A 25,998-nucleotide genomic window follows, 5' to 3' on the forward strand; every position below is an offset into this window, starting at 1 on the left:
GGTCGCCGCGTTGAGGCGACATGCCAGGGCGGCGGGTCGACGCCCCGCCCTACAGAGGCAGGGTGGCTTGTTTTGAATGAGGATTTGAAAGCCCCACTGCTTGCGGAGGACTTTCGTTAGTCGTTATTCGTTTTTGGTCCAATACCCCTCCGCGCGCGGTCGCTGTAGGTCGCCGCGTTGAGGCGACATGCCAGGGCGGCGGGTCGACGCCCCGCCCTACAGAGGGAGGTCGGCTTGTTTTGAGTGAGGATTTGAAAGCCCCGCTGCTTGCGGGGGGACTTTCGTTAGTCCGACGATTCGAGCTGTCTCCAATAGCGCTGCGGATCAGCTAGAAAGCTTTTGCTGAATCGTACGTGCTCAAGTTCTGAATACGATCTTTCGGCAAGCCCCTCTTCGCTAAACTCCCAGATCTCGGCGTCGGGGCAGCTGAGGATAATAGGCGAATGGGTGGCGATGATGAACTGGCAGCCAGCTAACGCTTTTTCCCGCACGAAGAGGGCGAATGCGAGCTGACGCTGCGGAGAGAGAGCTGCCTCGGGTTCGTCGAAGAGGTAAAGTCCGTTGGCATTGACCCGCGAGCGCACGAACTCGAAGAACCCCTCTCCGTGCGAATAGTCGTTGAGATCTCTTCCGTAGCGGCCATTGATGGCCTGTCGGTTGCTCTCCATGTAGCCGCGAACTCGGTCGTCGTCCTTGAAGCGTTCGATCAGTCCGTCGAAGGTTTTTTCTAGATCCTGATTGCGTCGGATGAAGTTGAAGAAGTCCTCTGCTCGGAGGAAAAAGCCGTTGGCGGAGCGGCGCCTCCAACTCAGGGTGAGTCGATCCGAAAGGGGGCGAATCGCGTCGAGCGTCCCATCCGCCGAAAGATCCGATTTTCCGATGTTGACGCGCTTGGCGGCGATGCCGATCGCCTCGAGCAAGGTGGACTTTCCACTGCCGTTCTCGCCCACGAAAAAGAGCACGTTGCAGGGGATGTCGCGGGCTGAGAGCGATGGGACAAACGGAAGATTGAGGGGAAACTCGCTCGGGTTTTCATCCGCGGGGCAGTCGATTCGCGTCAGGAATGGCATCTGGCTAAAGGTTAAGCAGCAGACCTGACGAGGTTTCAAACCCAAAGGCGTTCGCCGTTTCTCTGGCTTCGCCGCCTCAACGGTGGCGGGAAGCGACTTCGATGCGCCGTCCCATTGCGAGGTGTTTTTGCAGGTATCGATAGACCTCGTCGGCGCTTATGGATTCGAGGGCTTCCAGAGCGAGACTGCGGTCCTCCGCAGCGGACAGCCGGTCTCTGGTGGCCGTGAGGAGATCTAACCAGTATTTGCTCGTATCCAGATACGAATACATGGAATGCATGAGTTGCTCCTTGGCCTGTTCGATTTCGCCGGGGCGAAAGCCGTCGTCCTGGAGGGAGTTGGTGATGGATCGCAGCGCCTTGGAGATTTTTGCGCGTCGTTTCGGTGCATGTTTCACCAGGAAGAGCAGGCCGGCTTTCCCGATTGGGTCAGCTTCGACGATATAGGCGGTGGGAGAATAGCTTTGGCCCCTCTGCGAACGGATCAACTCGGTGGCGCGCAGTCGGAGGATTCGAAGGATCAGATCTCGACAGAGGTCGTCTCGCCACCCGACCTCTTGAGGGACGAGCCAGCCAAAGACGGTGCCATCGGTCCTGCTGCGGGCGCTCAGCTCCAGAATGGCTTTGATCGGGAGCTCGGGCTGCTTCACTCGTCGCAGTTGCTCATGGCTGTCGTTTACGTTTCGCTCGGGCAAGGCCCCAAACGTGCGGGCAACGAGGTCTTTAGCCATATCCGGCGCGATGTTGCCCACTAGAGCGATTTCCATGGGAGCTTGTCGGACCATGGGAGACAGCCAATCGACCATTTCCTGTGCGGAGACTGAGCGGAGGTAGTCGGAATCGACGGGTCTGAAGAGGAAATGCCCGGATGTGGCCTGGCGGAAAAACGCCTTGAGCAGGGATTGCTCGAGGTCGCGACTCGATTCGTGCAAGGTAGACTCCAGCAACGCCCGGCCTTTTTCCTGATTGCCGAACTGGGGCGACCGCAACATCAGTGAAACGAAATCCAGAGACTCCGGAAGATTAGCCGAAGGACAGGAGAAACGGACTTCAAAGCAGTCCAATTTCGATTCCAAGGTGAGCGATAGGTTGAACGTTTTCCCTTGCAGGGATTCGGGACGGCCGGTGTGGGCGCCTGCCCAGAAGACGATGCTCTCGCTCATGCCGGGAGGCCTATCGCTGGTGGCTAGAGCGCCATAGCCGAACTGCACCCTTGCCTCAACGCGATCAGCCGCTTGTTCGAGCTGCTTTACGATAAGCCTCACTCCGTTTTCAAAGTCCACGAGGTTAGCTCCCAAGGTTTCGTTGAAGCGTTCGCTGCTAACGCTACCCGGGGCGTCGAGCTGAAGGTCGTGCGGAGCGATGATGGGACTGTATTGGGAAACGTAGGACGACGGGTCGTGCTCGTCCGACTGGAGCTTGCGCGCTTGCACCTGCTGCATCAGATCGGCCAGATCGCTGTCGTAAAGCATGCTCGGGGATTGGTTGCTGTTTACGAGCACGGTGGCGGATTCGGGTTGCCAGAGATCCTGCAAGGCCCGCTGACTCTCTTCCAAGGTGAGCTCTTGCAGCCACTGACGCTCGAGCTCGATCATCTGCTCTTGATCGGCGAAGACGTTGCCGCGCGCGATCGAGTAGGCCAACGCCGATGCCAGCTGAGCAGGGGTGGCAGCTCGGGCCCGGTTCAGCTTCTGCTCCAGGCGACGCTCAATCCTGGTCCGGCAAAATTCGAAGCGCCCGGAATCGAAGGTCTTCAACAAGGCGCCATTCATCTCCTCGACGAGCTTTAGGGCGACGGCGGGAATCTGATCCTCTCGACAGGAGATGCGCACGAAGGGAAGGGCCCAGCCTTTTATGAGATGATCGATCGAGCTTTCCGTGTTGACGAAGCTTGAAAGGTCGTCGTCCACCTCGCTCGCGACATAGTCCAGCGCCAGACGAAGCGCCAGGTCCCTTTTGCGGTTCGACAGATTGTCGTAGTTAGATTTTGGATATGTGTTGGCGATCGAAACGTAGCTGATTCCCGGATCGGAGATCTTTCTGGCGAAGAGCCGTGGCGCCTCGTAGTCCAATTGGCAAGGGACGGGAGGAGGAGGCTCCTCCGGCCCTGGATCCTTCGATGCGAGCGATGCGAACGTGGCCAAGATCTCCTTCTCCGCTTGCTCCGGATCGACGTCGCCCACCAACGCGAGGATCATGCGTTCGGGGCGATACCAGTCCTGGTAGAACGCGCGCAGTTTCCTGGCGGACGCCCGCTTGACGATGCGGTGGTTTCCCCCGGGAGTCCGCGACTCGACGCGCGTCTCGTCAAAGAGCCCGTCGCGCTCGTTCACGAACAGCGCGTTCCAATCCTCGGCCTTAGCGAAGGGATTGGACGGATCGGCGCCGTAGCGGCCAATGGAGTTCGAATTGTGCAACAGTTCGTTGAGGATGACCCGTGCCTCCTTTTTCACCGCGTTCTTTTCGAAGAGTGCCCCATCCGAAAAACCACGAAGGATCCTCAGAGCAGTGGGCAGGGCCGCCGCGTCTTGCAGAGGCAGATTGAAGATGTTGTAGCTGGTTTCGAACTGCTTGGTGGTAGCGTTGGCGTGGGCTCCGAAAGAGAGACCGAGCGCCTCCAGCGACCGTATCGCCTGGTCGCCAGGAAAGTCCCGAGTGCCCTCGAATACCATATGCTCCACGAAGTGTGCGTAGCCGCTCTGCTCTGGCGTTTCGTGGTACGAGCCCGCCTGCGCAAGGAGGAGCAAACTCGCCTGCTGGGGGGGACCGGACTGCGGCAGTATGGCGTAGCGAAAGCCGTTTTCCAAGCGTCCCCATCTGACATTCGAATTCGGAGGGATGTCGCTTTGCTGGTGCGGAAAGGCTGGGGGCGAAGCGTTGGAGATCCGGCAGATCGAAAGAATCAGGAAAAAGACCGAGAATTGGAATCTAAGCATTGGGGTAACGGGAGGGCCGGTTCAGCGTTCACTAGGCGGCCTGACAGGCAAGTACGATCGGATCTGACAGTTAACCTCGAGAATTTGGCGCCGGATTTCCTCTGGAGCTTGAGCTTCTTCGAAATGTGGGTAATCGATTTGCGGATACTCGTTTGCCAAAACTCCTGCAACAGACCTGATACCCTTATGATGAAACGATGCGCGCTCGTTCTCGCAGCCCTCGCTGTCTGTGTTCTTTCTCTCGATTGCCTTGCCGAGAATCCGCTCGATTTCGGCAGCGACATTCTAACCGCAGACCCTTCCGGGCACGTCTGGGCGGACGGTAAGCTGTATTTGTACACGTCCCACGATGAAGAGTGCCAAGAGGATTTCTGGATGAAGGACTGGCATGTCTTTTCATCGGATGATCTGGTGAACTGGACCGACCACGGGGCTGTTCTTTCCGTGGAGGATCTGTCATGGGCGGACAACTACGCGTGGGCTCCCGACTGCGCGTACAAGGACGGAAAGTACTACTTTTGCTTCCCCGCAGGGACTGGGCACAAGGATCGCGTTAATCCCGAGAACAGCACCAAATGGATGGGCATCGGCATCGCGGTGAGCGATTCTCCCACGGGTCCTTTCGAGGACGCCATCGGCGGCCCCTTGTGGACCGAGCCCTATGCCAATGATCCGTGCTTGTTTATCGATGACGATGGCCAGGGGTATCTCTATTTTCACGGAGGCGGCGGTCAGGACTGGTTGGTCGCGAAAATGGCGGACGACCTCCTCAGCGTGGAGGGCGACTTCATCAAAATGGACATGGGCGGTTACGAACCGAAGATGGAAGGGCCCTGGGTCTTCAAGCGTGGCGACAAGTATTATTTTTCCATGCCGGAAAACAACCGAGTGCTGACATATTACATGAGCGATTCTCCGACGGGTCCCTGGGAATACCAAGGGCTGATCATGGAGCAGGAAAACAATGCCAACAACCACCACTCGATTGTCGAGTTCGAGGGTCAGTGGATCCTCTTCTATCATCGCTGGTTGCCGACTGATTCGGAATGCGGGGACTTGCAGCGACGGGTCTGTGCCGAGTATTTGCATTTCAATGACGACGGCACGATTCAGAAAGTCACTCGAACTGAAGAAGGTCTCAGCAAAAAATAGAACCGCCTTCGCTACATCGTGATGGTAAAGGAATTGGCTGCCTGTTTCTGTTTTCTGTCGCTTCTGGTCGTTTCGAAAGGAAGCCAGAGCGCTGCGCTCAAAGCCGACTTCGTCGTAGCGGGTGATGGGAGCGGGGATTTCACGACCATTCAGGACGCGATCGACGCTGTGCCTGATTTTCGAAAACAGCGCACGGTCATCTTGGTCAAGCCAGGCGTTTACGAAGAACGGCTCACTCTCGCGTCAACCAAGAACAAGGTTAGTTTGATCGGAGAGGATCCGAGAACGACGATCGTCGCCACGTCGATGCATGCTAAATCTTTGAACCGATTCGGCGAGCAGGTTGGCACCACGGGGTCCTCTGGCTTCTTTCTGTTCGGCGACGATTTTACCTGCCGGAACTTCACTTTCGAAAACCGAGCGGGCCCGGTGGGGCAAGCGGTAGCGGTGCGGGTGGACGGCGACCGAGCGTTTTTCGAAAACTGTCGCTTTATTGGAAATCAGGACACGCTTTACCCTCACGGTCGAGACAGCAGACAATACTATAAGAACTGCTACATCGAGGGAACGGTGGATTTCATCTTTGGTTGGTCGACCGCCTTTTTTGAAGAATGTGAGATCTTCTGCAAAACGAGCGGATACGTCACTGCAGCCTCGACCGAGAAGGGGCAAACCTATGGGTTTGTATTCAAAAATTGCCGGATCGTCGGAGATGCGGCTGAGGATACGTTTTATCTCGGCCGACCTTGGCGACCCTACGCCAAAACCGTATTCATTGATTGTTACATGGGGGATCATATCAAAGCGGAAGGCTGGCACAATTGGGGGAAGGAAGCGGCGGAAAAGACCGTATTTTACGCCGAGTACGGAAGTGTCGGGCCTGGCGCTGCTTCGCCAGAAGCTCGCGTCGACTGGGCTCGAACCCTTGCGGAAGAGGACTTGCCGTTGTTCGAGCGCTCTCAAGTCCTCGGTGACTGGGATTTGGATACGGTGGATCGCTAGCAGATCGAGATGGCTCTCGAGCAATGGATCCGTATCACCGCGACATTTCGTTCAGGATGCGGATGCGGTCCGACACGTTGCCGCGTTCTAGGACGCGCACTAGTAGTAGTAGGATACGGATACAACGCTTAGTGGGCTCTGCGAGCGCCTTTCCAAACCCAGCGACGGATCGGTCGCGAGTCATGATTTGCTCGTCATAGCTAACCTGTCCCCCGAGCAGGAGCTCCAAGGTTTGCGCCCACGCTTTGTCACGGGCGTAGCCGATGCTAAAGAGACTGATGGATTCGTCAATGGGCCCTAAAAGATGATCGATGACTCCGAGCGGTCCGAAGATGCGGGTGAGGCGTCGCTGCGTGTCGTTGATCAGGGAGCCGAGTATATGGTTGATGGTGTAAAAATCCTCCTTGAGCGACAGCGGATTTTCGGCGTCGCAAACGGCCGCCGCGGCGATACCCAGATCGAGCGAAATGTGAGCGTTCATGCCGAGCAGCAAATGCTGAAGCGTAGTCAGCTTGCTATTGGCAGTCTGCTCGAACGCGAATTTCCAGGATTGAGTAGGTTGCTCATTGTTTTGGAAACGGTTGTAGGCATCGATGTACCGATTTGCGAATACGACATCGAGTCGCTCCATGCGCTGGTTGTCTTGAAATGCGGATGCCTGAATCGCTTTTTTGACCTCTATCGTTACCCTGCGATAGAGAGCAGGGAAAAAGCCTGCTGCCGAGTACCGCCTTTCTTCAAGTTGCACAATAGCCGCCAGTTCCGAAATAACTTCGTCTATTGTATCAGCCATCGCTGAAACGGTCTCAATCCAGCGCTGATTCGGCAAGCGCTAAGTTGAGCGTCCAGCATCGGCGTCACCGAGATCGTGGAGCGAGATTTGAGCGGGCGTTTCGGACTTAACCGGCTAGGGATGCTTCGGGAAGCCTCAGGAGTTGGAAGAGATGGTCCTCGTTAGAAACTCCGATCTGCTCTGGTGGGCAGACACGGCCTAAGGTTCCGCTGAGACTTCCATTTTCAAGAAGTGACTTTGTGAATCGAGCGACACGGGCAGATCGAGATAGTATCCACCGATATCCGATGTACTGAGCGTCGTTTGAGTTCCTTCGAACGACGACCAATTGGCGAGATCCGAGGAGAGGTGGAATACCATTTGATCCAGACCAATATCAGATGGCCGTTTTCGCAGATAGTAGCGTTTTGCTTGGGGATTAAACGCCAGCAAGTCGCTATGATTGCTGTGACTCGTCGGGTCGAGACTGAGAAGGTATTCTAGTTTGTTCGATAGCGAGTCACCGTCGGGGTCCGCGGATTCGTCGGCAACCTCAAGCGGAAGTCCCCACCACTCGGTCCAGTCTCCGTATTTGCCCGATAGGGCGCCTTGCACGTTGATCTGAAAGGAGCCGCTAGCTGAAGCGCCAGCTGAGTTTACCGCCTCTACCCAGTAGGCGCTCGATTCTCGTGGGACTAAGGTGTAACTCGACTCTCCTGATACGAACAAAGGATTGGAGCGGTCGCCCGATTCGCCTTCGTACCAAGTAAAGTTCGGGTAGCTGCCTTGCGCTTCTAGGCTCACGGTCACGCTTTGTCCCCGCTCAACTTGCAGATTGCTTGGCTCCATCGTGATGGTTGGTTCTCTTATGGATTCGAAGACGGCTGCAAAGCTTTGGGTAGAGCAGTCGAAATCAACAATCGAGTCGCCGGGGAAGGCTCTAGCAGGAATAGACGAATCTTCGGGAATGTCGTTTTCGCTCACCCCGAAATAGGGAGGCCGCGATCCCCCAAGACGCCATAGGCTGCCGTCCGACCGGGAAAAATAAAGAACGCCATTTCCTCGGCCCCAATATATTGACTCAAAGTCGGCCACATCGTTTACGAGAAAAGCCTTCTCCGAGAAGTCTAGATTTTCAAAGGGATCGAACTTGAAGCTCCAGAGCTCGTTTGATGTAGTGGTGAATAAAATACAATCGTTAGTCTCAGCCGAGTATTTAACGAGTTGGACGTTCTTGTGGATCTCGTAAGCGTCTGATTGCCCGTCAAAGAGGCTATAGACCCGTAGCGTATTCGATTGATCGATCAATGCGATGGAGTATTCGGAGGTGCTGACCGCCTTAACCTCCTCTCTTACTTTGAGGGGATCGCCATCGAAGGACGCCCCGTCCGAGGCCATTCCCCAGTCAGTCTCGCCAGCGACCCAGAGCGAACCGTCGGTCTTGATGTAGGCGACGCTTGCGACACTAGCGGAGATCGCTACCACCCCGCTATCTATCGTCTCAAAGGTGGTATTGGGCGAGCTTTCTGTTTCGTCATCGACAGTTAAGTAGTTTCGCACCACTCCAGCAGCTAGGAGTTTGCCATCGGTGGTGACCGCGAATGATGACGAGCCATCGCGATCGAAAGCCTCGATGTTTTCCAGCAGTTTGACGGGCGAGGCAAACGAGCGATCACGGGTTGTTTCCCAGGAGTGATGGTTTTCGCCGACCGTCCAAAGGGTCTTGTCTTGTTTTAGGTAGAATACGGTTTGGTAGCCCTGTACTACGGAAATGACGTCTGTGTCTTGGAAATTCGCCGCGGTGTAGTCGATCTGAGGCACGTGGCCAAGCGTGACCTCCGATTGACCCTTGGCGAAGAGATTTCCTTCTTGGTCGATGAAGCAGCTTAGGCTCAAGCTTACATCTCGGTCGCGTACGGGATCGGAAATCGTGCCGGCTAAGGAGGTCCACGCCTCAGGGTTGGTGGACCCTTCCTGTTCTACGGTCTTCTCGAAATCTATGGCCCATATCATACCGTCCTCCCTCACATAGGACCATCCCTCCACCTCGACCGCACCGCTCTCCGCGAGGGTGATCGCCTCCTGTTCGGGGGCGATTAGCACGTGGGCTGATCCGTCCGATTTGAGGTACGCTATCGATAGTCCGCCGGCCTTCGATAGCTGCACGACTTCGGTCTCTAGCAGCACAGGTTCCGCTAGACCGTTCTCGCTACTGGAATAGTCCGGACCGATGGCTGACATGGTCCCATCCAGTCCTAGGAGCACTATATTGTTCCCCGTGAAGAAGACCGCGTCCTTAGCATTGTGAGCGATGATGGTAGGACTGAACTCTTTGAAAGGGAAGCGGAAGTTCGGAGCGTTTTCGTATTCGAACCCGAACCGATTCACCGTGGGGTACGCAACGATTCCGACTCTGCCATCCTTGAAGATAAAAAGAGTGTTGCCGCTAGAGGTTCTGACCTTCTCGACGCCATCGAGAATTTTGATGGGGCAGTTATAGCGTCCTGAATACGGAGCAAGAAATACCTGCCCAACGTCGCCCGCGAAAAAGAGAGAGCCGTCGTCGCCCAAAAGAAAAGTGCAGCCGGGATCGGCGACGATGTCGGTAAAACTGTGTCCTAGCTGAACGAACTGATCGAGAAACACGGAGTGCGAACCCACTCCTAACTCTCCATCACGATTCTGCCCCATGGCCCACGTTCTGCCCGAATCGTCATTGTAAAACACCGAGTGACTACCGGCGAAAACGCTTGTAGCGTTAGACGCAAGTTTTCGCTCCGTAGACGGATAGTCTTTTTCGTAGATTCCTGCGTAGCCGGGAAGTCCTCTCCCGAAGGTGAAAAGAGAGTTGGAGCTATGGAGCGGTGAGCAGATACCTACGAATAGGAAAGTCAGGGCAAACCAGATCCATAAGAAACGTGGATTTGAGGGAGACATGGGAGAAATACTAACGGGAGGAGGTATGAGAGATAAAAATACGACACAGTACCTACGGGTCGTCCAGCAGCACCACAAGTCTCAATTCCTTTGTGACTGTCAGGCAATTCGTCGACGTCTCTTTGATCGAACTCGAAGAGGGATGACTCGGCGCGTGGTAGCTAGCATGTCGGACGAAACGATCAGTCTCGCGCTTGGGTTCACGGAAGAGCGCGAGCTTGGAAGTCTCGCGCCGCCTATTTTGCTGGCTTGAAAAAAACGTCAGGCGTGGAGGCCTAAGCTTTTCGAGCAGTCTAGCACTGGTTCGAACTCTTAAGCGAGATCGTGCAGGATGGTGGCGATCAGGGCGGTCCAGCCGGTCTGGTGGCTCGCTCCGTGGCCTTGTCCGGTGTCGCCGTGAAAGAACTCGTAGAAGAGGTGCAGGTCCTCGAAGTGAGGATCCGAGCTTTGCGCTGGGAAATCGCGCTGGTACGGGCGAGTCCCGTTCTCGTCCTTCAGGAACAGCTTGGTCAGGCGTCTTTCGATGTCTTGGGCGCATTCCTGCAAAGTGCGCTGCTGGCCGGAACCGGTCGGGTACTCGATAAGGAAGTGATCGCCAAAGTGATCGTGGTATTGCTTGAGCGCTTGGATGATAAGGAAGTTTAGAGGAAACCAGATGGGGCCGCGCCAGTTCGAGTTTCCGCCAAAGAGCCAAGTATCCGAATCTCCAGGACAGTAGCGAACCTCGTGCAGCTGTTCTCCCAGTCGGAGCGAAAATGGATGTTCCTTATGATACTTTGAGAGGGAGCGGATCCCGTAGTCCGAGAGGAACTCGGATTCATCGAAGAGGTAGCCCAGCAAGGAGCGAAGGCGTTCCTCGTTTGGGATGGCTAGCAGGAGGCTGCCGCCGGTCTCCTCGCAATCCATACTAGAGATGGTTTGGGTGATGTCCTTGCGGTGCTCAAGGTACCAGCGAAGACGGGCATGGAACTCCGGCATGGATTCGAGCTGCTGGCGCTGGATGCTATGCACGGCGATGAGAGGGAGGAGGCCTACGAGGGAGCGGACTTTGATGCGCTCGACGTGACCGTCGGCGAAAACGATTTCATCGTAGTAGAAACCGGTTTCGGAATCCCAAAGCCCCTTTTCGCCGAAGTGGTTGATGGCGTCGGCAATGCTCATGAAGTGCTCGAAGAACTTTGAAGCGATGTCCTCGTAGGTCGGATCCGTTTTCGCTAATTCCAGAGCGATGGCCAGCATGGTTACGCTGTAGAACGCCATCCAGGCGGTTCCATCCGCCTGATGCAGTTGGGCCCCACCTGGTAGCGGCTTGGATCGATCGAAGATGCCGATGTTGTCCAGACCAAGAAAGCCGCCTCCGAAAATGTTGTTGCCCGAGGGGTCCTTGCGGTTCACCCACCATGTGAAGTTGAGTAACAGCTTGGTGAATACGCGTTTCAGGAAATCCGTGTCCGCAGCGCCTAGCTTCGCCTCTCGACGATAGACCTGCCAGCACGCCCAGGCATGGGTGGGAGGATTCACGTCGTCTAGCGCCCATTCGTAGGCCGGGATTTGGCCGTTTGGGTGCATATACCATTCGCGGAGAAACAGCAGGAGCTGGCGCTTGGCGAAGGTAGGATCCATGCGAGCGAAGGGGATCATATGAAACGCCAGGTCCCAGGAGGCGTACCATGGGTACTCCCACTTGTCGGGCATGGAAATGACGTCCCGGTTGAAGAGGTGCGTCCAGGCGTGATTTCGCCCTTTGAGACGCGAGGCCGGCGGCTTAGCCACCGATGAATCGCCCGCCAGCCAATCCGACACTGAATAGTGATAGAACTGCTTGGTCCAGAGCAAGCCAGCGTAGGCTTGACGTTGGAGTCGCTGTTCCTCCGGGCTGAGGCTGCTGGCGACATGCTTCTCCCAAAATGCATCCGCTTCGTGAATACGATTGAGAAAAATCTTATCGAAGTCGTCGAAGGGACCATTTGCAGACGCTTCCGATTCGGCATATAGCCTGAGCTTAACTTGATGCGAGCCTCCGGCTTCTATGGTTGCTGCGTAGCGAAGCAGTGCCATGGTGCCACCTTCGCGGTTAACCGAGTTCTGGTCGCCATCAATTATCCATTTGTTGAAAGCGTTCCCGGTGTACTTGGTGTAGGAATCCTTCTGATACAGCGTTTGGGTGTCGGTTTCGTTTTCGGTGAAGGCAAATTCCGGATACTGGCCCGACTCGTCGCAATCGAAGGCAAGAACAAAGTTCCCCAGGCTTTGGTGTTCGAGGCGAAGTCGCCCCTGGTCCATCGAGGAAATGCGAGGCTTCGGTGTGCAGCCTTCGTGTTCGCATCCCCAGATCCAGGTATTGCGGTACCAGATTTTCGGAAGGATGTGCAGAGGAGCCGGGTCTGGACCGCGATTCGTAGCGGTGAGGCGGATCAGAATGTCGTTTGGCCCTTCTTTGGCGTATTCGACTTCCAGGTCGAAGTAGCGGTTTTCATCGAAGATACCTGTATCCAAAATTTCGTACTCCGGCTGGGTGCGGTCGCGATTGGCGTTTTCCGATCGCAGCAGTTCGTAGGGGAACTTCGCTTGTGGATACTTGTAGACGGCTTTGGCGTAGCTGTGGGTCGGAGTGGCGTCGAGGTAGTAGTAGAGCTCCTTGCAATCCTCCCCATGGTTCCCTTCGGTGCTGCTGAGTCCGAAGAGCCTTTCCTTCAGGATTGGATCCTTCTCATTCCACACTACGGGACAGAGGCAGAGTCGCGCTTGGCGATCGGTGAAACCAAGGAGGCCATCAGCGCCCCAGCGGTAGGAGCGCAGTGAGGCCTGCTCGAACGGAAAATAGGCCCAGGCGTTTCCGTCTTCCGAATAGTCCTCTCGCACGGTGCCCCATTGCCTTTCGGACAGATAGGTGCCCCAACGCTTCCAGTTTCCCTTGCGGGAAAGTTCATCTTCGAGGCGCTGCTCTTCGGTGGAGAGTTTTTTATCGGGCATTGCGAAAAGTCGTTGGCAGGCGAGGACGTTCTGTAGCTAAGATGCGGTACAGTGTTGCTGAATCCTTTGCTATGGATCGCGCGTTTCTAGTCGAGCACGGAACGCCTTGGCGAACGAGCGACTCAAGGGAATGGTACGTCCACTGGGGAAAGTGAGCACGTTCTGATGGTCCGGTCCTGCTATCATGCCATCTATGGCTTGCATGTTTGCCAGGAAGGACTTGTGGACCCTTTCGAAGTGCGGTGGAAGGATTTGCTGGAGCGTTTTCAGCATCTTGTCGTGGCAGCGCGGTGCGCCATCTGTTTTCTGGATGAGGGAGCAAGGGCCATCCGCCTGCACGTATTCGATTTCCTCAAGTGAAATCAGCTCGATGCGACCCGCGGAGCGAACCGCTAAATACTTCGCGAAATGGGCGTCGAGAGGAACGCTTTCGGTCACGCGACTGAACGCTAGTCCGAGTCGCTCCTCATCGAAGGGTTTCGGCACGAAGTCCAATACGCCAAGTTCGTAAGCTTCGATGGCCCGTCTGGTGTAGGCGGATACAACGATGGTTTGGAAGGAGCGAGAGGCAAGATCCTTTAGGATATCAAATCCGTCTCGCCCCTCCAGGTTGAGATCGAGCAAAAGGAGGTCGATATCCTGGTGAGTCTCGATCAGCGCGAGCGCTTCGCTGAGATTGATAGCCGTATGAAGCGTTTCGATACGCTCTTTTAGAATAGAACGGGCGAGGCGGACGAGACGGTCCATGATGCTGGCTTCATCTTCGACTATTAGCAGTTTCATGGGATGGTGATCGTCGTTTTCCAGAACTCGCCTTCGGGACCGTGCTCGAAGTGCCATGACGGGTAGGATTCCGCGAGTCTTGCTTTGATGTATCGAATCCCGGTGCCATCTCTCTGGCTTGTCGCATTCGAGTCGGTTTTGCCAAGCGGGGCGGAGAACACGAGTCTCCGCTCGCCAGCTCGTTTGCTTTGCTGCACAGTGAAGCGAATGCCTTGCTGTCCGTAGCTGTTGTGGGTGATGGCGTTTTCGACCAGGTTTCTCAATACAGCAGGGGGAATCGTATCCTCCGGGTCGATACCTTCGCAATCGATTTGATAGGATGCCTTTTTCCGATACTCCATGATCTTCAAATAGCTCCGGCAGGACTCGATTTCGATGGCGATCGGAATAAGCGGTTTATCCGAAATGTCTGACAGCAGCTCGAATTCCTTTGCCAAGGCTTGAATCAGTTTCACTCCTTGCTTGGGATTGGTCTCGATCCATTCGATAGCGGAGGTGAGCGAATTGAGCACGAAATGCGGTTCGATCTTGCTTTTTAGTAGTTCGAGTTCGAGTCGGGCGTTTTGTAGTTGAGCTTGGGATCGTTTGCGCGACTCCATGCGTTGTAACTTAATAATCGATACAAATAGGATCGCAGCCAGTATCCCCAGTCCGATCGCTTGATTTTGTACGAGAAATGGAAGCTGGTAGTTCGCGAGGAGGAGCGAAGAAATCGCTAGCGCTTTCAGTGAATGTGGTCGCTTCGATGCGACGGCGTAGAGCGAAATGGCTACGCAGACGTATGCGGTTGATGGGATGATTTCGAGGTCGCTTATAACCTTGCTCAAGGCATATGGCACGAGGCAGAGAGCGAAAAGCCAAGGTTTCTGAAAGCGGAGCAGCGAAATTAGCGAAGCTGGAGCGAGAATGGACAAGCACGTGTGGACGAATAGAACGCCAATGCCAATCCAGTCCAGATAGGGATACGGCACGTTCAGCTGATAATAGAGCAACTTGTTGACCGCGTAGAGCCCGAACACGATGCAGCTTAGCCCGAGCAAAAGGTATTGTCGGCGTTCCTTCTCGAAGGCGGAATAAGCTACGAGGTAAACGCCGAATAGAGCGAACGCGAGATAGAGGCAGTAGATAAGCGTCGATTTTCCAGCAGTCGCCAAACGCTCGCTGATGGTTTGGAGAATAAGCATCATGGCATGCCCATTCGTTTCGTCGAAGGAATGCACGCCACGAATGGTCAAGGTGTACTTTGCTCCCGCTTTCAGAGGGGTGGGGAGCGGAAAGCTCCGATAGCTGTTTCCAACGGAAAGCTCATCCATCGCCTCATCGAGTCGGCCATTGCGACCGAGAAAATCTGTTTCCCAACTCAACTCGTAGGTGGCGGGCAAATACAAAGAAAGTACCGGTGAATCGTCAATCTGCTGATCAGTCAGCGCAACCAACGTCAGTTCGATCTGGAAGCGAGTCGGAAGGTTTCTTTGCAGCGGCAGGGCGATGTAGTACGGGTTATCAACGGTAATCTCTACAGGCTTCGCGGCTGCTGCTGCGGGCTGCGTCAGATCGGTCAATCTGAACGACTCGAATATGTATGGCGATCCGACGAAGCCGTTTTCCGCTCGACTGTCTTGCGCCTCAAGAGCAGGCAGGACGATAAGAATCAGGAGGATTAGGCAACGCGACATCGATGACTTATTTGCCAGTTGGGAGGGAGGCAAGGCGAGCGAAAAGAGGCGTTGTCTGACCATTGGTTACCCATTGCGACCGTTCGTTGCAATGACCTCGCTCGCAGTTAGCCCGACGACTGTCCTGAAGCTGAACTTTCGCGAAACGCTAGAAGACATGAAGCAGACGATACAAATGACGATAAACGGGCAGCGTCGGGAGCTGCTGGTCGATCCCCAGCAACCGTTGCTTTGGTCCTTGAGGGATGACTTGGGGATGACGGGGACTAAATACGGATGTGGCAAGGGCCTGTGCGGGTGTTGCACGGTTCACTTGAATGGAGTCGCTGTTCGATCCTGCCAGATGCCGACTGGCGGCTTGCAGAATGCGGAAATTCGAACGATCGAGGGCGTCGGCTCCGAGGAAATGCTACACCCCGTTCAGCAGGCTTGGGAAATCGAGGACGTCGCCCAATGCGGCTATTGTCAAGCAGGCCAGATCATGTCGGCCGTAGCTTTACTCGACAGCGATAGCTCCCCTAGCGATGAGGCGATCGATGTGGCGATGGACGGCAATCTGTGCCGATGCGCTACCTACAAGCGTATCCGCAAAGCCATACACCGTGCCGTGCGGTTGAAGATGGAAGGAGCGAGCTCATGAAGCAGACAGTCAGTCGCAGACACTTCTTGAAACTAGGCGCGGCGGCCGGTGGCGGTTTGCTTGTCAAAGCCTATTGGACGCCCGTTTCGTTTGCCAATGAAGCGACGATTATCAACTCGAACTCGCCTTGGTTTTGGGCGGAGTTTCTAGCGGATGGCAGCGTCTCGTTGAAGCTGAGCAAGCAGGAAATGGGGCAGGGCGTGCACACAGGACTTGCGATGCTCTTTGCGGAGGAAGCCTGCCTGGACTGGAGCAAGGTGTCAGCGAGTCAGGCCAACTGGGATCGTGGGTCGCGAGCCTACTACGAATCTCCGTTTGGTGTAGTGACGGGCGGAAGTTCGACGATTCACACCCTTTGGGAACCGATGCGACTTGCGGGTGCGCAAGTGAGAGATTGTTTCGTAAGGGCTGCCGCTCGAAAGTGGAAGGTCGATCCGCAATCGTGTACCGCGAAAAATGGATACGTGCTTAACCAATCCTCCGGGGAGTCACTTTCCTACCACGAGCTTAGTCACAAAGCGAAAACCTTCGCTCCGAGCGAGTCCCCAGAGTTGAAGCCAAGAGAACGCTATGAACTGATTGGGAAGTCCGTTTCGAGTCGCCACAATCGGGCTTTTGTCACCGGTTCGGCGAACTACGCCAGCAATGTCAGGCTTCCAGGTATGCTCCACGCCGTGGTCAATCGTCGACCTTTGCTCGGCAGCAAGCTGGTCTCCTTTGACGCCAGGGAGACGTTGAACGTTCCCGGAGTCGTCGACGTGGTCGAGATTTCTGGAGACGAGGAAAGTGAAGGATTCGTTTTCGGACTGGCCGGCGGAGTGGCGGTTTTAGCCGAGTCGACCTGGTCGGCCATGCAGGGGGCACGAGTATTGAAAGTCGAGTGGGACATGGGGGAGAATGCAAATGCCAGCTACGATAGCGTGCGAAGCGCAAACGAGCGGCGAGACTTCATCAAGAGCGAGGTTAAAAATGACTTCGGCGATATCGAAACGGCTTTCTCAACAGCGGTGGAAACCGTCGAGTCCAGCTATGAAAACCTGTTGCAAGCCCACGGGCAAATGGAACCCCTCACCTCCACTGCCAGCTTCAAGAATGGAAACCTCGAGATATGGTCATCCTGCCAAGACATGCGCGGATCAGTGCAGTATGTTGCGCGATTGCTCGCTATCGAAGAAGATGCAGTCACGCTTCACAGCGCCTTGGCGGGAGGTTCGTTCGGAAGGCTGGCTTGGGCTGATTATGTAGGTGAATCCGCACTACTGTCCAAAATGGTTGGGAAACCTGTGAAGGTGACGTGGACGAGAGAGGACGACATGCGGTGCGACTACTATCACCCTCAGAAGATATCAAAGTGGAAAGGCTGTCTCGATAGTGAGGGCTTTGTATCCGGAATCTGGAGCGAATACGGAATCTTGGGAACTCCCTCCTATTGGTGGCTACTTCACTGGGCGTACCTGCCTTACGGGATAGACAATGTGAAGGTCGAATCGAATCTGATAAAGCAGCCGATCAGAACGGGGGCTTGGCGTAGCGTGGTGGAGCACATGCAGGCTTTCCCTGAGGAGAGTTTCATCGACGAACTTTCATACGTCGCAGGCGAAGATCCATATCGCTTTCGCTTGAAGCATGTTCGAAGGGCAGTCGAGCGATTTGAAGGTGACGACTATTGGCGCCAGATGGGGCAGAGAGCGAAATTGGTTCTGGAATCGGTTCCCGACTTCTACGATTGGGATGCGCCGCTCGGTCTTGGAAAAGGGCGAGGTATCGCGATGTCGAAGTTCGGCTCAACCATCGTCTGCCAGATCGCGGAAGTCGACCTAGGCGAGCGCGATTTCACAGTGGAAAGAATCGTTGCCATCGTCGCGCCCGGCAAGGTCCTCAACCCGCAGCTTGCGGAAAACCAAATCGAAGGAGGCATCCTCTGGGCGTTGAGCGCCTGCAAGCACGGCCGACTCAGCTTCGAGCATGGAAAAGTGAAGGAGGACAACTACGACGCGTATCCAGTTCTTCGATTCTCGGAGACTCCTGAGTTGCAAGTCCACTTTCTAGAAGATGAGGGACCGTTGGGAGGCATGGGGGAGCTCGGCGTGCCAGCGACGGCGCCCGCTGTAGCGAACGCGATCTACGCCATCAGCTGCAAACGCCTGCGCTCGCTGCCCTTCGATACGAACACGTTGTTCGGGAACGTCTAGGCGCAAGGCGCTAATCTTCGATTAACCGCTCCGCAGCTTTTCGTTGGTGGAGCGAGACCTCCGGGCACGCTCTGCACTGCAAAACTGCTACTCTTCGGTCTTTGCGATTTCCAAATCGCGGGCAACTTCATCGCGAATCAAAGCCCAGTGAAAGAGGTTGTCAGGGTTCGCGTCGAACGAGTTGTGGTTGTAGTGGGTGAGTGGCATGTCTCGGTACAGTGGGCGAGTGATAGCGATCACTTGATCCCAGTGCTGCAAAGCTCTTTCGAGATGCGCGATCGCATCTCTCTTCTGGTCGCTGTCGCCAGAAAGACGATACGAGTGCAGAGCCACCGCGCCGCGGAGCTTTTCCGCAAGGTGAAGGCCAAGTTGAGCCCAGGCTTTCACATCGGAAACTTCATACAGCAGGCTGTCTGAACTCGAAGTATCGATAGAAGAAACTAGCCTCAGAGCCTCGCGGTTGTCTCGTTCTAGAGTGTCGGCAAGTTGCAAGGGAGTAATCTGCCCGGCGCCGAATGAGCCGCCAGTGCGAAGGGTTTCCACGTATTCGGAAACGGATACGTAGCTGGGATCCATGGTCGGGTGCGAAATGAGCTGGTCGATGCCGATGTACTTGGTCTCCTCGCCTTGCAGCGCGAGAAAGCCCTCGCTGTAGAGGGTGAAGTCCCAGCGGGAGTCGTAAAGGGAGGCAAGCCTAAGCTGCGTGGAGGAAGCAAGCGAGTAGGCGTTGAGCAGATTGTCGCCATCGCTCCCGAATCGTCGATTGAACTCGGCTTGAAAGACGGAATCCGGCGTTTCCGGATCATAGAGGAGACGCCCCCATAGCTTGTAGAACAGCCACTGACGCTGAAAGGCATACTTCCAATCGACGGACCTATTCGAAGCCGTAAAATAGTCCAGAGCGGGAATGTACGTTTCCGATCCGATAAAATAGCCGCCAACATAATCGGCCTCGCCGTTTAGGGCGATGTGCTGTCGTATAAAACTGGGTACGCCCCAGCGAAGGCAGAAGAAGTCCTCGTTTCTCGCTTGCCACACGATTTTGTAGTTTTCGGGCAGCGGATCGAAATAGGTGTCGCCGAGCTTTCCTCCGTGGACTTTCACAAGTTTGGGAGTGGAGTGAGCGTGCGACCAGTTGAATTTCATCTCCACCCAGATGGGACCATCGAAGCGGTCTTCCAAGCGCTCCATGGCGTCGCGGGTGACCTGTTCGACGTTTTTGCTCACTCCGGGATCGGAGGAAGTGCCAGATGAGAACGGCACGCGGTGTATCAGTTTTACCTTACGATCCGCTTCGAGCATGCCTGCGATCATCACGTCGTCCATCCACTTCTGGCGTTCGAGCGGGGTCATGCCCGCCATGCCTTCGCCGTGAGAGATGCCGATGCCATCGAGATTCGGATAGGTATTCAGAATCTGGGTAACGCTTTCGCGTAGGTAGCGTCTCAGCAGTTCGGAAGTGTCGCCGGGGACGTAGTAGTGCGGGTAGAAATTTCGCTCGGCGATGCCGTGGGCCTTCGAAAACTCCTCGCTGGTGAAGATGCTCCATTGCACGATGTAGGTATCCAACGCCCGTTCCTTAGCCATTCTGAAGATCTCGCGATAAAGGCTTTCCCATTCCGCTTGTTGCTCATCGTTCCACGGCGAGGCTTCGGGAAAGTTTTCCGGTTTCACCATGTAGGTGAAGGGATTCATGTTCCAGAGGCTGATCACGTTGAAACGGTTCTCCACCATCATATCCAGGAAGGCCTCCCAGTACTTCGGGTCGCGTGCGGTTTCGTAGTGCTGGTCGAGAGCGCTGCTTGGTCGATAGGTCTCCCAAGGGAGATTGTATTTGATGCCGCGAAATTCGAAATGCGGCGTTTCTTCAAAACTCGGCACGTCCGCGAGCGCCACGCCGTTTTCGAGGCGTTCGATCAAAGCGAAGGTTCCGTAGATCAATCCCCGCTCGTCTCCTCCCAGCACGGAAACGACTTGATCTTCGGGAATGATTTGAAAGCCCTCTGGAGAAAGGCGTCCGGAGTTCAGGCCAAGATTCATCAAGCGATCGTAGCCGCTGCGCTGCTCCAGTACATCGTGCCCTGTCGCGTCCAAGGCCTGTTTCAACTTGCGAGCAGCATAGCTCGCTTGAGGGCTATCTTGGTCGTAGAGCACGTAGATGGCCTCAGCGAGGCACGCTTGACCGAATAGAAGGGCGCTCGCGAACAGAAGGGGTAGGTTACGCATGCGGCTATACTAGGCGCCGCCGAGCATCACAGAAGGGGAAAGGCTGGGGAATCTGGTGCGCGTTCGCCCCGATAGCGGACCGAGGTCCATTTCGAACCGACGAGGCTAAGCGTTAGACGAGGAGAAAGTGTTGCGGAAGATCGATGCCGAAAAGCCTTTCGGAAAAGTCCTCCAGGACGCCCAAGGTTTCAGGAGACAGGAGCTGTATGATCTCATCCATCGCTTCGCCGGAGAGCATATAGGGCAAGCCGTTGAAGACGATATCGCGGTCGACGAACCAGCCAAAAATCTGGTGTTCCTCGCATTTCCAGCGCGGAGTGCCCTTGATCATGCAGTGGCCCAGCCAAGAGCGCGTGCGTTTTTGATGGGCCGCGGTCATTTCCTTGCGACGCTGCTCGATGTCTACGTGCTCCTCGAAGTAGTTATCGATGAGCTTGAGGCTCTTTCGCGATAGCGTCTTCTGGTGCTCTTGGTAGCAATCGTAGCACATCGCGTATTCGAAAACCGTTTCCTTCTTTCGAAACGCCTTTTCGACGAGGTAGTTGGTGTCTGGCTCGAAAAGGTCGCGATCGCACAATGTGCAACGCTGAAAGGGTCGCCCTGTTTCGAAGGACCAGAACGCCTTGGGGACAGGGGAGAATTCGTCGAAGAAAGTCATCGATGTCGGAACGATTGGATTTTGGATACAGTGGAAGAGAGAGCTCGGAGGCGTCCTTCTATGACCGGTTTTAGGCTTAAAGAGGAGGTCCCACCAGATCGAGTCCGTATTGGGAGAAAAACGCGTTCATGTCCGTGATGTTCGAAAATTCGGATACGATGCGTGAAAAGAACTCCTCTGAGTTCCCAGCCTCCAGCAATTCGAAGTGGTGTCGAGCTGGCGTGTCTCCGATGTTTTTGAAGGTATGGACAACTCCGGGAGGAATGAGGCAGCTATCGCCAGCTGAAAGGTACAGCTGCTGGTCGCCTCTTTGAAACAGGAAGTCGCCTTCGATGATGTGAAAGATTTCCGTTTGTTGGCGATGGGTGTGGAGAGGGGGACCAAACTGAGGAGCGACGATCTCCTCGAAACCAACGAGACGACCACCGGTCGCGGTGCTGGGGATGATGCATTTGATATCGAATTTCATCGTTCAGGTTGCGTTAGGCTCTGCGGAAGGAGTCGGCAGAATATCCACCAATGCGATAAGGCCGCAAAGGCGTTCGGACTCGTCCGTCACCAATGCCTTGCTCGCGTTGCTCCGGGCCATCAGTGTCATGGCTTCGCGGATACTGCTTTCTTTCAAGATCTGAGGGAGTTCGACGTAATCGGATTCGGCTACAGGCTGATCGCTATCGAAGTCCGAACTTTGCAGGTGCAGGAAGAAGGATTCCTTGCGGATGGCCCCGAGCGGCTTTCCGTCGTCGTCGGTGACAGGTACGTAGCTTTTCGGGCGCTGCTTGAATAGCTCTATCGTCTCGCGGATGCTTTGACCTTTTCTCAGCGTGATCAAGTCTCGTTTCATCACGGATTCCACTGGTTTGTCCAGGAGCGAGTCCGGCAGGCGTCGCAGCAATTGATCGAGTTCGTTGCTCGTGAGGAAGGTGCGAGCGCTTTGTCGAAGGGCGGTGGCGAAAGAAGCGTCCGCCTGTACGATCTGTTTGAATACATTGGAGCGAATGGAGACCAGACTGGTCGGCTCAGTCGCGATCGCGTGAAACAGGAAATTCGTCCCTTCCAGCAGGGCGCGCTCGCCAAAATGCTGATTCGCTTTCACCGTGGTGACCAATCGATCGCCGTCGCGCAGCTCGATGGTGCCTCGCTTCACGATATAGAATGAAAACGCGGGATCTCCCTTGCGGAACAAGGTGTCACCGGCTTCTAGGTGCGTTTCCGAAATATCCGAACTGTAGCGAGGATTAAGCAGATTGATATCGCGGTGAAAGAACAGCTCCAAGGTCCAGTCGAACATGACCCGTATCTTGCGCTCGATGCTGGGAAGCTTCATAAGGTAGATGGTACGCCACATCCACCAAGCCAGCAGGCCGGAAAAGCGAAGCCCCTTGATTTCCGCGACAGCGGTGAGGTGGCCAATGGAGGCAAGCTCTCCGATCGCCTTGAAATCGAACGGTTTTGTCGGGGAATTCAGGATACGCGCGGCGATGTTCTTTCCCAGCAGAAGCCCCTCGCGCATGGCGAACTGAGCAGTGGGCGGGCAAACGCCGCCTTCCACGCTGGGAATGCTGGCGCAATCGCCTGCGGCCCAGATCCAGTCCACCGATGGCGCCGCGCAGTCGGGACCAACCTTCAGTCGGCCCCGCTCGACCTCCAGGCCGAGCTGCCCGTCCAGCTTGGTCATTATGGGATTTGGGGCGTTCCCCACGGTGCAAACGATATTGTTGGTATCGATTTCCTCACCATTGTCGAGGTACACCTTGTTGGCTGTCACCGCTTTGGCTCGGCGATTTAGGATGATCTCAATGCCGCGTTTGCGGAGCTTTTCAGCCGTGTAATGCCCCAGCGATTTGTGCAAGGTAGGGAGCAGGTGTTCCCTGCTGTGGATCAGGATGAAGCGGCAGTGGTCGATATCGACGTTTTTGTAGCTTTTGTGTATCGCCTGTCCGAGGTCGATCAGCTGTCCGGCTGTTTCCACTCCGGAATAGCCGCCTCCTACGATGACGAAGGTCAGCAGCCGGCGCTTTGTATCCAAATCCTGGGTAAGGTTCGCTTCTTCGAAACGGGAAATGAAATGGGCCCGTAGCCGCATGGCGTCTCCCACGTTCTGCATGAGCAAGGCGTGCTCCTGCATGCCTGGAATGCGGCTCAGGTCGATCTTCGCTCCGACGCAAAGGGCGATTTGCTCGAAATCGAGTTGGATGCGCCCTGCGAAATCGCCCGCGAACAAGTGCACCGCCTTTTTCTCGAGGTCGACCTCGGTGGCCTCGGCCTTGAAGACGGTGGCTCCCTTGCAAAGGTTGCGAATCGGGTTGACCACGTGCCGCGGCGAAAGCGTAGCCCCGGCCACTTCTGGCAGCATCGGCTGGAAGACCATATGATTCTCTTCCGCGATGAGAGCGATTTTCGCATCCGGTTTCTTTTTGCGAAGGGCTTTGGCGAGGGATTGAGCGGCATAGACGCCGGCGAACCCACCGCCGAGAATCACGACATCGAAGGTCTGCAAGGGATTACTTGGCATAGGCAGGAGCCAGAGTGCAACAGGACTGGGGCGCTGTGAAGTGAATTCCCAAAAGAAAATTCGAGCGACCGCAGCCCAGCGACGCCACCGCTGCTTGCGGTAGCTCTGGCGGTTTGCCTCGGTTTCCCTATCGACCCGGGGAGCCTAGAGGCGTTGGGAGAGAGCCGATCGCTATTTGCCTGGCGTGATGCCTTCGACCTGATTGCCGGGATCCGGAAGGGACGGAGCCTCGGGAGCTCGGTACCGTAGGGCCGCGCTTTGGGCTTGGCGGCTGTAGTCGATGGATTCGCCGAGGATGCGGGCGGCTTCCTGGTCGGCGTGGAAGCCGAGCGAGTTTTCGCTGCTGATATAGTCCAGCCGCCACATGGCTTTCCGTTGCAGCTCGAGAATCGGTTCGAGTTCCGCCTCGCTGGCTCCGGCGGCCTGAGCTTCGCGAATCGCATCCAGCATGTCCGTCATCGCGTTCGCGGCACGAGCCATGAGGGACTTGGTGCGGTTTTGAATGGTATCCACTTTTTCAACCAGCTCCGATTCCGGAACGTTGTGACAGGTCTGGCAGGCGTTGTTGACGTTTAGCATCGGCGAGCGTACCCAGTGATTGGAGACCTTGGTCGCTCCCTGGCGCTCGTAGGGCATGTGGCAGTCGGTGCAGCTGACGCCGCTGCGAGCGTGGATGCCCTGGCTCCAGAGCTCGAACTCCGGATGCTGAGCCTTGTAGATCGGGGCTCCGGTTTCGGCGTGTTTGTAGTCGAGGAAGCGCGAGCCGTCGGGAAAGGTGTGGTTTTCATAGGTCTCTTCCATCTGCTCGACCTTCAGGCCGTTCTCCCATGGGAAGAAGAGCGTTTCCTTGGACGCGCAGTAGTATTCCACGTGACATTGGGCGCAGGAGAAGCTGCGCATCTCGTGGCGGCTGGCGTCGATATTTGGGTCGTAGGGCTTGCTTCTAGGACCCTCCCGCCAACGCTCGATGCTCGGAAGGTGCGGGACTGGGTCATCGCTTTCCGCGAGGGCTGCCACGCCGAGAATGAAGCCAGGCCGAGTGACGCGCAGTTTCATGGTATCCGGGTCATGGCAGTCGACGCAGCTTACGGGGTGAGCGTTTCCGATATTGTGCGGATCCTGCTCGACGGGTTGATTCGCGGATTGCTCGAGGGCGCCGCCTGGAAAAAGCGGTATTGATTCGTGAGGCGTGCCGTCGGGAGTGTCGAGAAGCTCAGCGTGAGCGTCGGCGTAAGACATGGCGCTGGCGATCTTGAAGCCTTCGAGCACTGCGGGCCAATTGAAGTCCGCCGCGATCGCTTCGGGACTGGCATCTTTGCCCATCGCCTCCAAGCCGAGGCGGCGGTAGGTCGGTATGATCGAAGAGTGGCAGTGCAGGCAGGCGCCGCCCTGGGAGCGGTTTGTCACACGCTGGGTGACTTCCTGGTCGTAGAGCATGTAGGCGTGGCCGCGGAGTTCCCGATAGTCGATGCTGAAGGCGTAGCCCGCATAGAGGCGCTTGAGCCATGGGTATTGCTCGAGTTTGCTGGCGGAGAGGGCGCTGGAACCGCCGTGCGTGGTGTCGGTGGAGTCCACCGATCGTTTGTAGGTGTCGAACTGATACGGCCAATTGGTACCCCAAGGGACGGGGTCGGAAGTGGCTTCGTCGACTTCCACGAGGCGAACGAATGGGCGCTGGGCTTCCTGCTTATGCTCGAAGATGTTGACCAGAAGAGCCGTCGCTCCGAAAGTCACGACCATCGTCACGAGCAGAAGGCCGATGAGCAGTCCTTTGGGCTTTCCTGTGGATGGGGTTGGTGAGGATGGAGGCTGGTTTTGGGATTCGTTCATCGCGGTGGTGTGGGTTGAAATGGGCGCGTGCCGAAGGCTATTTGAAGGCGTGCCCCACATCGCTGTGGCAGCGTACGCAATTGAAGGGCTCGGATTCGCTGGTTTCCGAGAGGAAGAGGGTTTGGTGGGCGATCTCCTCGTGGCAGTGGGTGCAGGCGTTTTGCGTGACCACCCGGTTGCGCGGCTTGATGCGGATGGGCTTGTGGTAGTTGTCCAGGGTGAAGGCCAAGGAGTGGAAGAAACCGTTGTCCGCCTTGGTGACCCATTTCCCGATAGGGTGATGGGAAAGGTGACAGTCGTTGCACACCGCCACGTGATGGTGGCTGGAGTTTCCCCAGGTGTCGAAGTAGTCCTGCATGACGTGGCAGTTCGTGCAGGCCGCTGGGTCGTTGCTGAGATAGCTCGCCCCTTGACCGTAGCCGAAGGTGAACAGTCCGACGCCTCCGGCGAGTCCGAGCGCGCAGGCGAGCAAGGCATAGGCTAGCCCGACGGATGCGAAAACGTGTCCGAGACGGTTCTTTCGCGATTGACTGGTTGGGGAGTTCTCGGTCGGCACCTTGGTTGATCGCGGTGGGTTCGAGGTTTAGGCAGTGAACTAATTCAGGTAGGTCAAAAACTGCCTAGGATCAACCAAACT

Annotated in this window: 17 protein-coding genes; 4 read left to right on the plus strand and 13 right to left on the minus strand. The window is 56.0% G+C overall.

Going from position 1 to position 25,998, the window contains the following annotated elements; all coding sequences use genetic code 11:
* Positions 1–284 precede the first annotated feature (284 nt).
* Positions 285–1,070, minus strand: a complete 786-nt coding sequence (locus QEH54_RS15715) for an AAA family ATPase (protein WP_309019659.1) — start codon at positions 1,068–1,070, stop codon at positions 285–287.
* A gap of 76 nt (positions 1,071–1,146) precedes the next feature.
* Positions 1,147–4,005, minus strand: a complete 2,859-nt coding sequence (locus QEH54_RS15720) for an insulinase family protein (protein WP_309019660.1) — start codon at positions 4,003–4,005, stop codon at positions 1,147–1,149.
* Between the two features lie 186 nt (positions 4,006–4,191).
* Between QEH54_RS15720 and QEH54_RS15725 the strand changes: the two genes are divergently transcribed.
* Both QEH54_RS15725 and QEH54_RS15730 read left to right on the plus strand, forming a co-directional pair.
* Complete coding sequence (locus QEH54_RS15725) at positions 4,192–5,157, plus strand: family 43 glycosylhydrolase (RefSeq protein WP_309019661.1); 966 nt, start codon at positions 4,192–4,194, stop codon at positions 5,155–5,157.
* An 18-nt stretch (positions 5,158–5,175) separates the two neighbouring features.
* Positions 5,176–6,159 (plus strand): pectinesterase family protein, encoded by a 984-nt coding sequence (locus QEH54_RS15730; RefSeq protein ID WP_345785666.1) that lies wholly within the window; start codon positions 5,176–5,178, stop codon positions 6,157–6,159.
* 34 nt (positions 6,160–6,193) lie between these two features.
* Here QEH54_RS15730 and QEH54_RS15735 read toward each other — a convergent pair whose 3' ends face one another.
* The 5 genes from QEH54_RS15735 to QEH54_RS15755 form a co-directional block, all read right to left on the minus strand.
* Positions 6,194–6,952, minus strand: coding sequence for a DUF5995 family protein (locus QEH54_RS15735; RefSeq protein ID WP_309019662.1), 759 nt, complete (start codon positions 6,950–6,952; stop codon positions 6,194–6,196).
* A 198-nt stretch (positions 6,953–7,150) separates the two neighbouring features.
* Positions 7,151–9,622, minus strand: a complete 2,472-nt coding sequence (locus QEH54_RS15740; RefSeq protein ID WP_309019663.1) for a hypothetical protein — start codon at positions 9,620–9,622, stop codon at positions 7,151–7,153.
* A 558-nt stretch (positions 9,623–10,180) separates the two neighbouring features.
* Positions 10,181–12,841 (minus strand): hypothetical protein, encoded by a 2,661-nt coding sequence (locus QEH54_RS15745; RefSeq protein ID WP_309019664.1) that lies wholly within the window; start codon positions 12,839–12,841, stop codon positions 10,181–10,183.
* Positions 12,842–12,910: 69 nt separating this feature from the next.
* Positions 12,911–13,624, minus strand: a complete 714-nt coding sequence (locus QEH54_RS15750) for a LytTR family DNA-binding domain-containing protein (protein WP_309019665.1) — start codon at positions 13,622–13,624, stop codon at positions 12,911–12,913.
* Complete coding sequence (locus tag QEH54_RS15755) at positions 13,621–15,300, minus strand: histidine kinase (protein ID WP_309019666.1); 1,680 nt, start codon at positions 15,298–15,300, stop codon at positions 13,621–13,623. The genes QEH54_RS15750 and QEH54_RS15755 overlap by 4 nt, the downstream gene beginning before the upstream one ends.
* 157 nt (positions 15,301–15,457) lie before the next feature.
* Between QEH54_RS15755 and QEH54_RS15760 the strand changes: the two genes are divergently transcribed.
* Together QEH54_RS15760 and QEH54_RS15765 are read left to right on the plus strand one after the other, a co-directional pair.
* Positions 15,458–15,940 carry a 2Fe-2S iron-sulfur cluster-binding protein gene (locus QEH54_RS15760; RefSeq protein WP_309019667.1) on the plus strand — a complete coding sequence of 161 codons (483 nt, stop codon included), beginning with the start codon at positions 15,458–15,460 and terminating at the stop codon, positions 15,938–15,940.
* A complete protein-coding gene (locus tag QEH54_RS15765) occupies positions 15,937–18,132 on the plus strand; it encodes a molybdopterin cofactor-binding domain-containing protein (RefSeq protein ID WP_309019668.1) in 2,196 nt (731 codons plus the stop codon). The genes QEH54_RS15760 and QEH54_RS15765 overlap by 4 nt, the downstream gene beginning before the upstream one ends.
* Before the next feature lie 87 nt (positions 18,133–18,219).
* Here the strand turns inward: QEH54_RS15765 and QEH54_RS15770 are convergent, their stop codons facing one another.
* The 6 genes from QEH54_RS15770 to nrfH all read right to left on the minus strand — a co-directional run bounded on the left by QEH54_RS15770 (position 18,220) and on the right by nrfH (position 25,917).
* Entirely contained in the window at positions 18,220–20,358 is a 2,139-nt protein-coding gene (locus QEH54_RS15770; protein ID WP_309019669.1) for a hypothetical protein, read from the minus strand.
* 112 nt (positions 20,359–20,470) lie between these two features.
* On the minus strand, positions 20,471–21,016 hold the full coding sequence (locus QEH54_RS15775) for a hypothetical protein (protein WP_309019670.1): 546 nt from the start codon (positions 21,014–21,016) through the stop codon (positions 20,471–20,473).
* Between the two features lie 76 nt (positions 21,017–21,092).
* The gene (locus QEH54_RS15780; RefSeq protein ID WP_309019671.1) at positions 21,093–21,485 is read right to left on the minus strand and encodes a cupin domain-containing protein; all 393 of its coding nucleotides are present in this window, start codon (positions 21,483–21,485) and stop codon (positions 21,093–21,095) included.
* Between the two features lie 3 nt (positions 21,486–21,488).
* Positions 21,489–23,531 carry an FAD-dependent oxidoreductase gene (locus tag QEH54_RS15785; protein ID WP_309019672.1) on the minus strand — a complete coding sequence of 681 codons (2,043 nt, stop codon included), beginning with the start codon at positions 23,529–23,531 and terminating at the stop codon, positions 21,489–21,491.
* A gap of 171 nt (positions 23,532–23,702) precedes the next feature.
* The gene (locus QEH54_RS15790) at positions 23,703–25,361 is read right to left on the minus strand and encodes an ammonia-forming cytochrome c nitrite reductase subunit c552 (RefSeq protein WP_309019673.1); all 1,659 of its coding nucleotides are present in this window, start codon (positions 25,359–25,361) and stop codon (positions 23,703–23,705) included.
* A gap of 37 nt (positions 25,362–25,398) precedes the next feature.
* Positions 25,399–25,917, minus strand: coding sequence for a cytochrome c nitrite reductase small subunit (gene nrfH / locus QEH54_RS15795; protein ID WP_309019674.1), 519 nt, complete (start codon positions 25,915–25,917; stop codon positions 25,399–25,401).
* Positions 25,918–25,998 lie beyond the last annotated feature (81 nt).

The sequence above is a fragment of the Pelagicoccus sp. SDUM812003 genome (genome assembly GCF_031127815.1).
Lineage (GTDB): Bacteria > Verrucomicrobiota > Verrucomicrobiia > Opitutales > Opitutaceae > Pelagicoccus.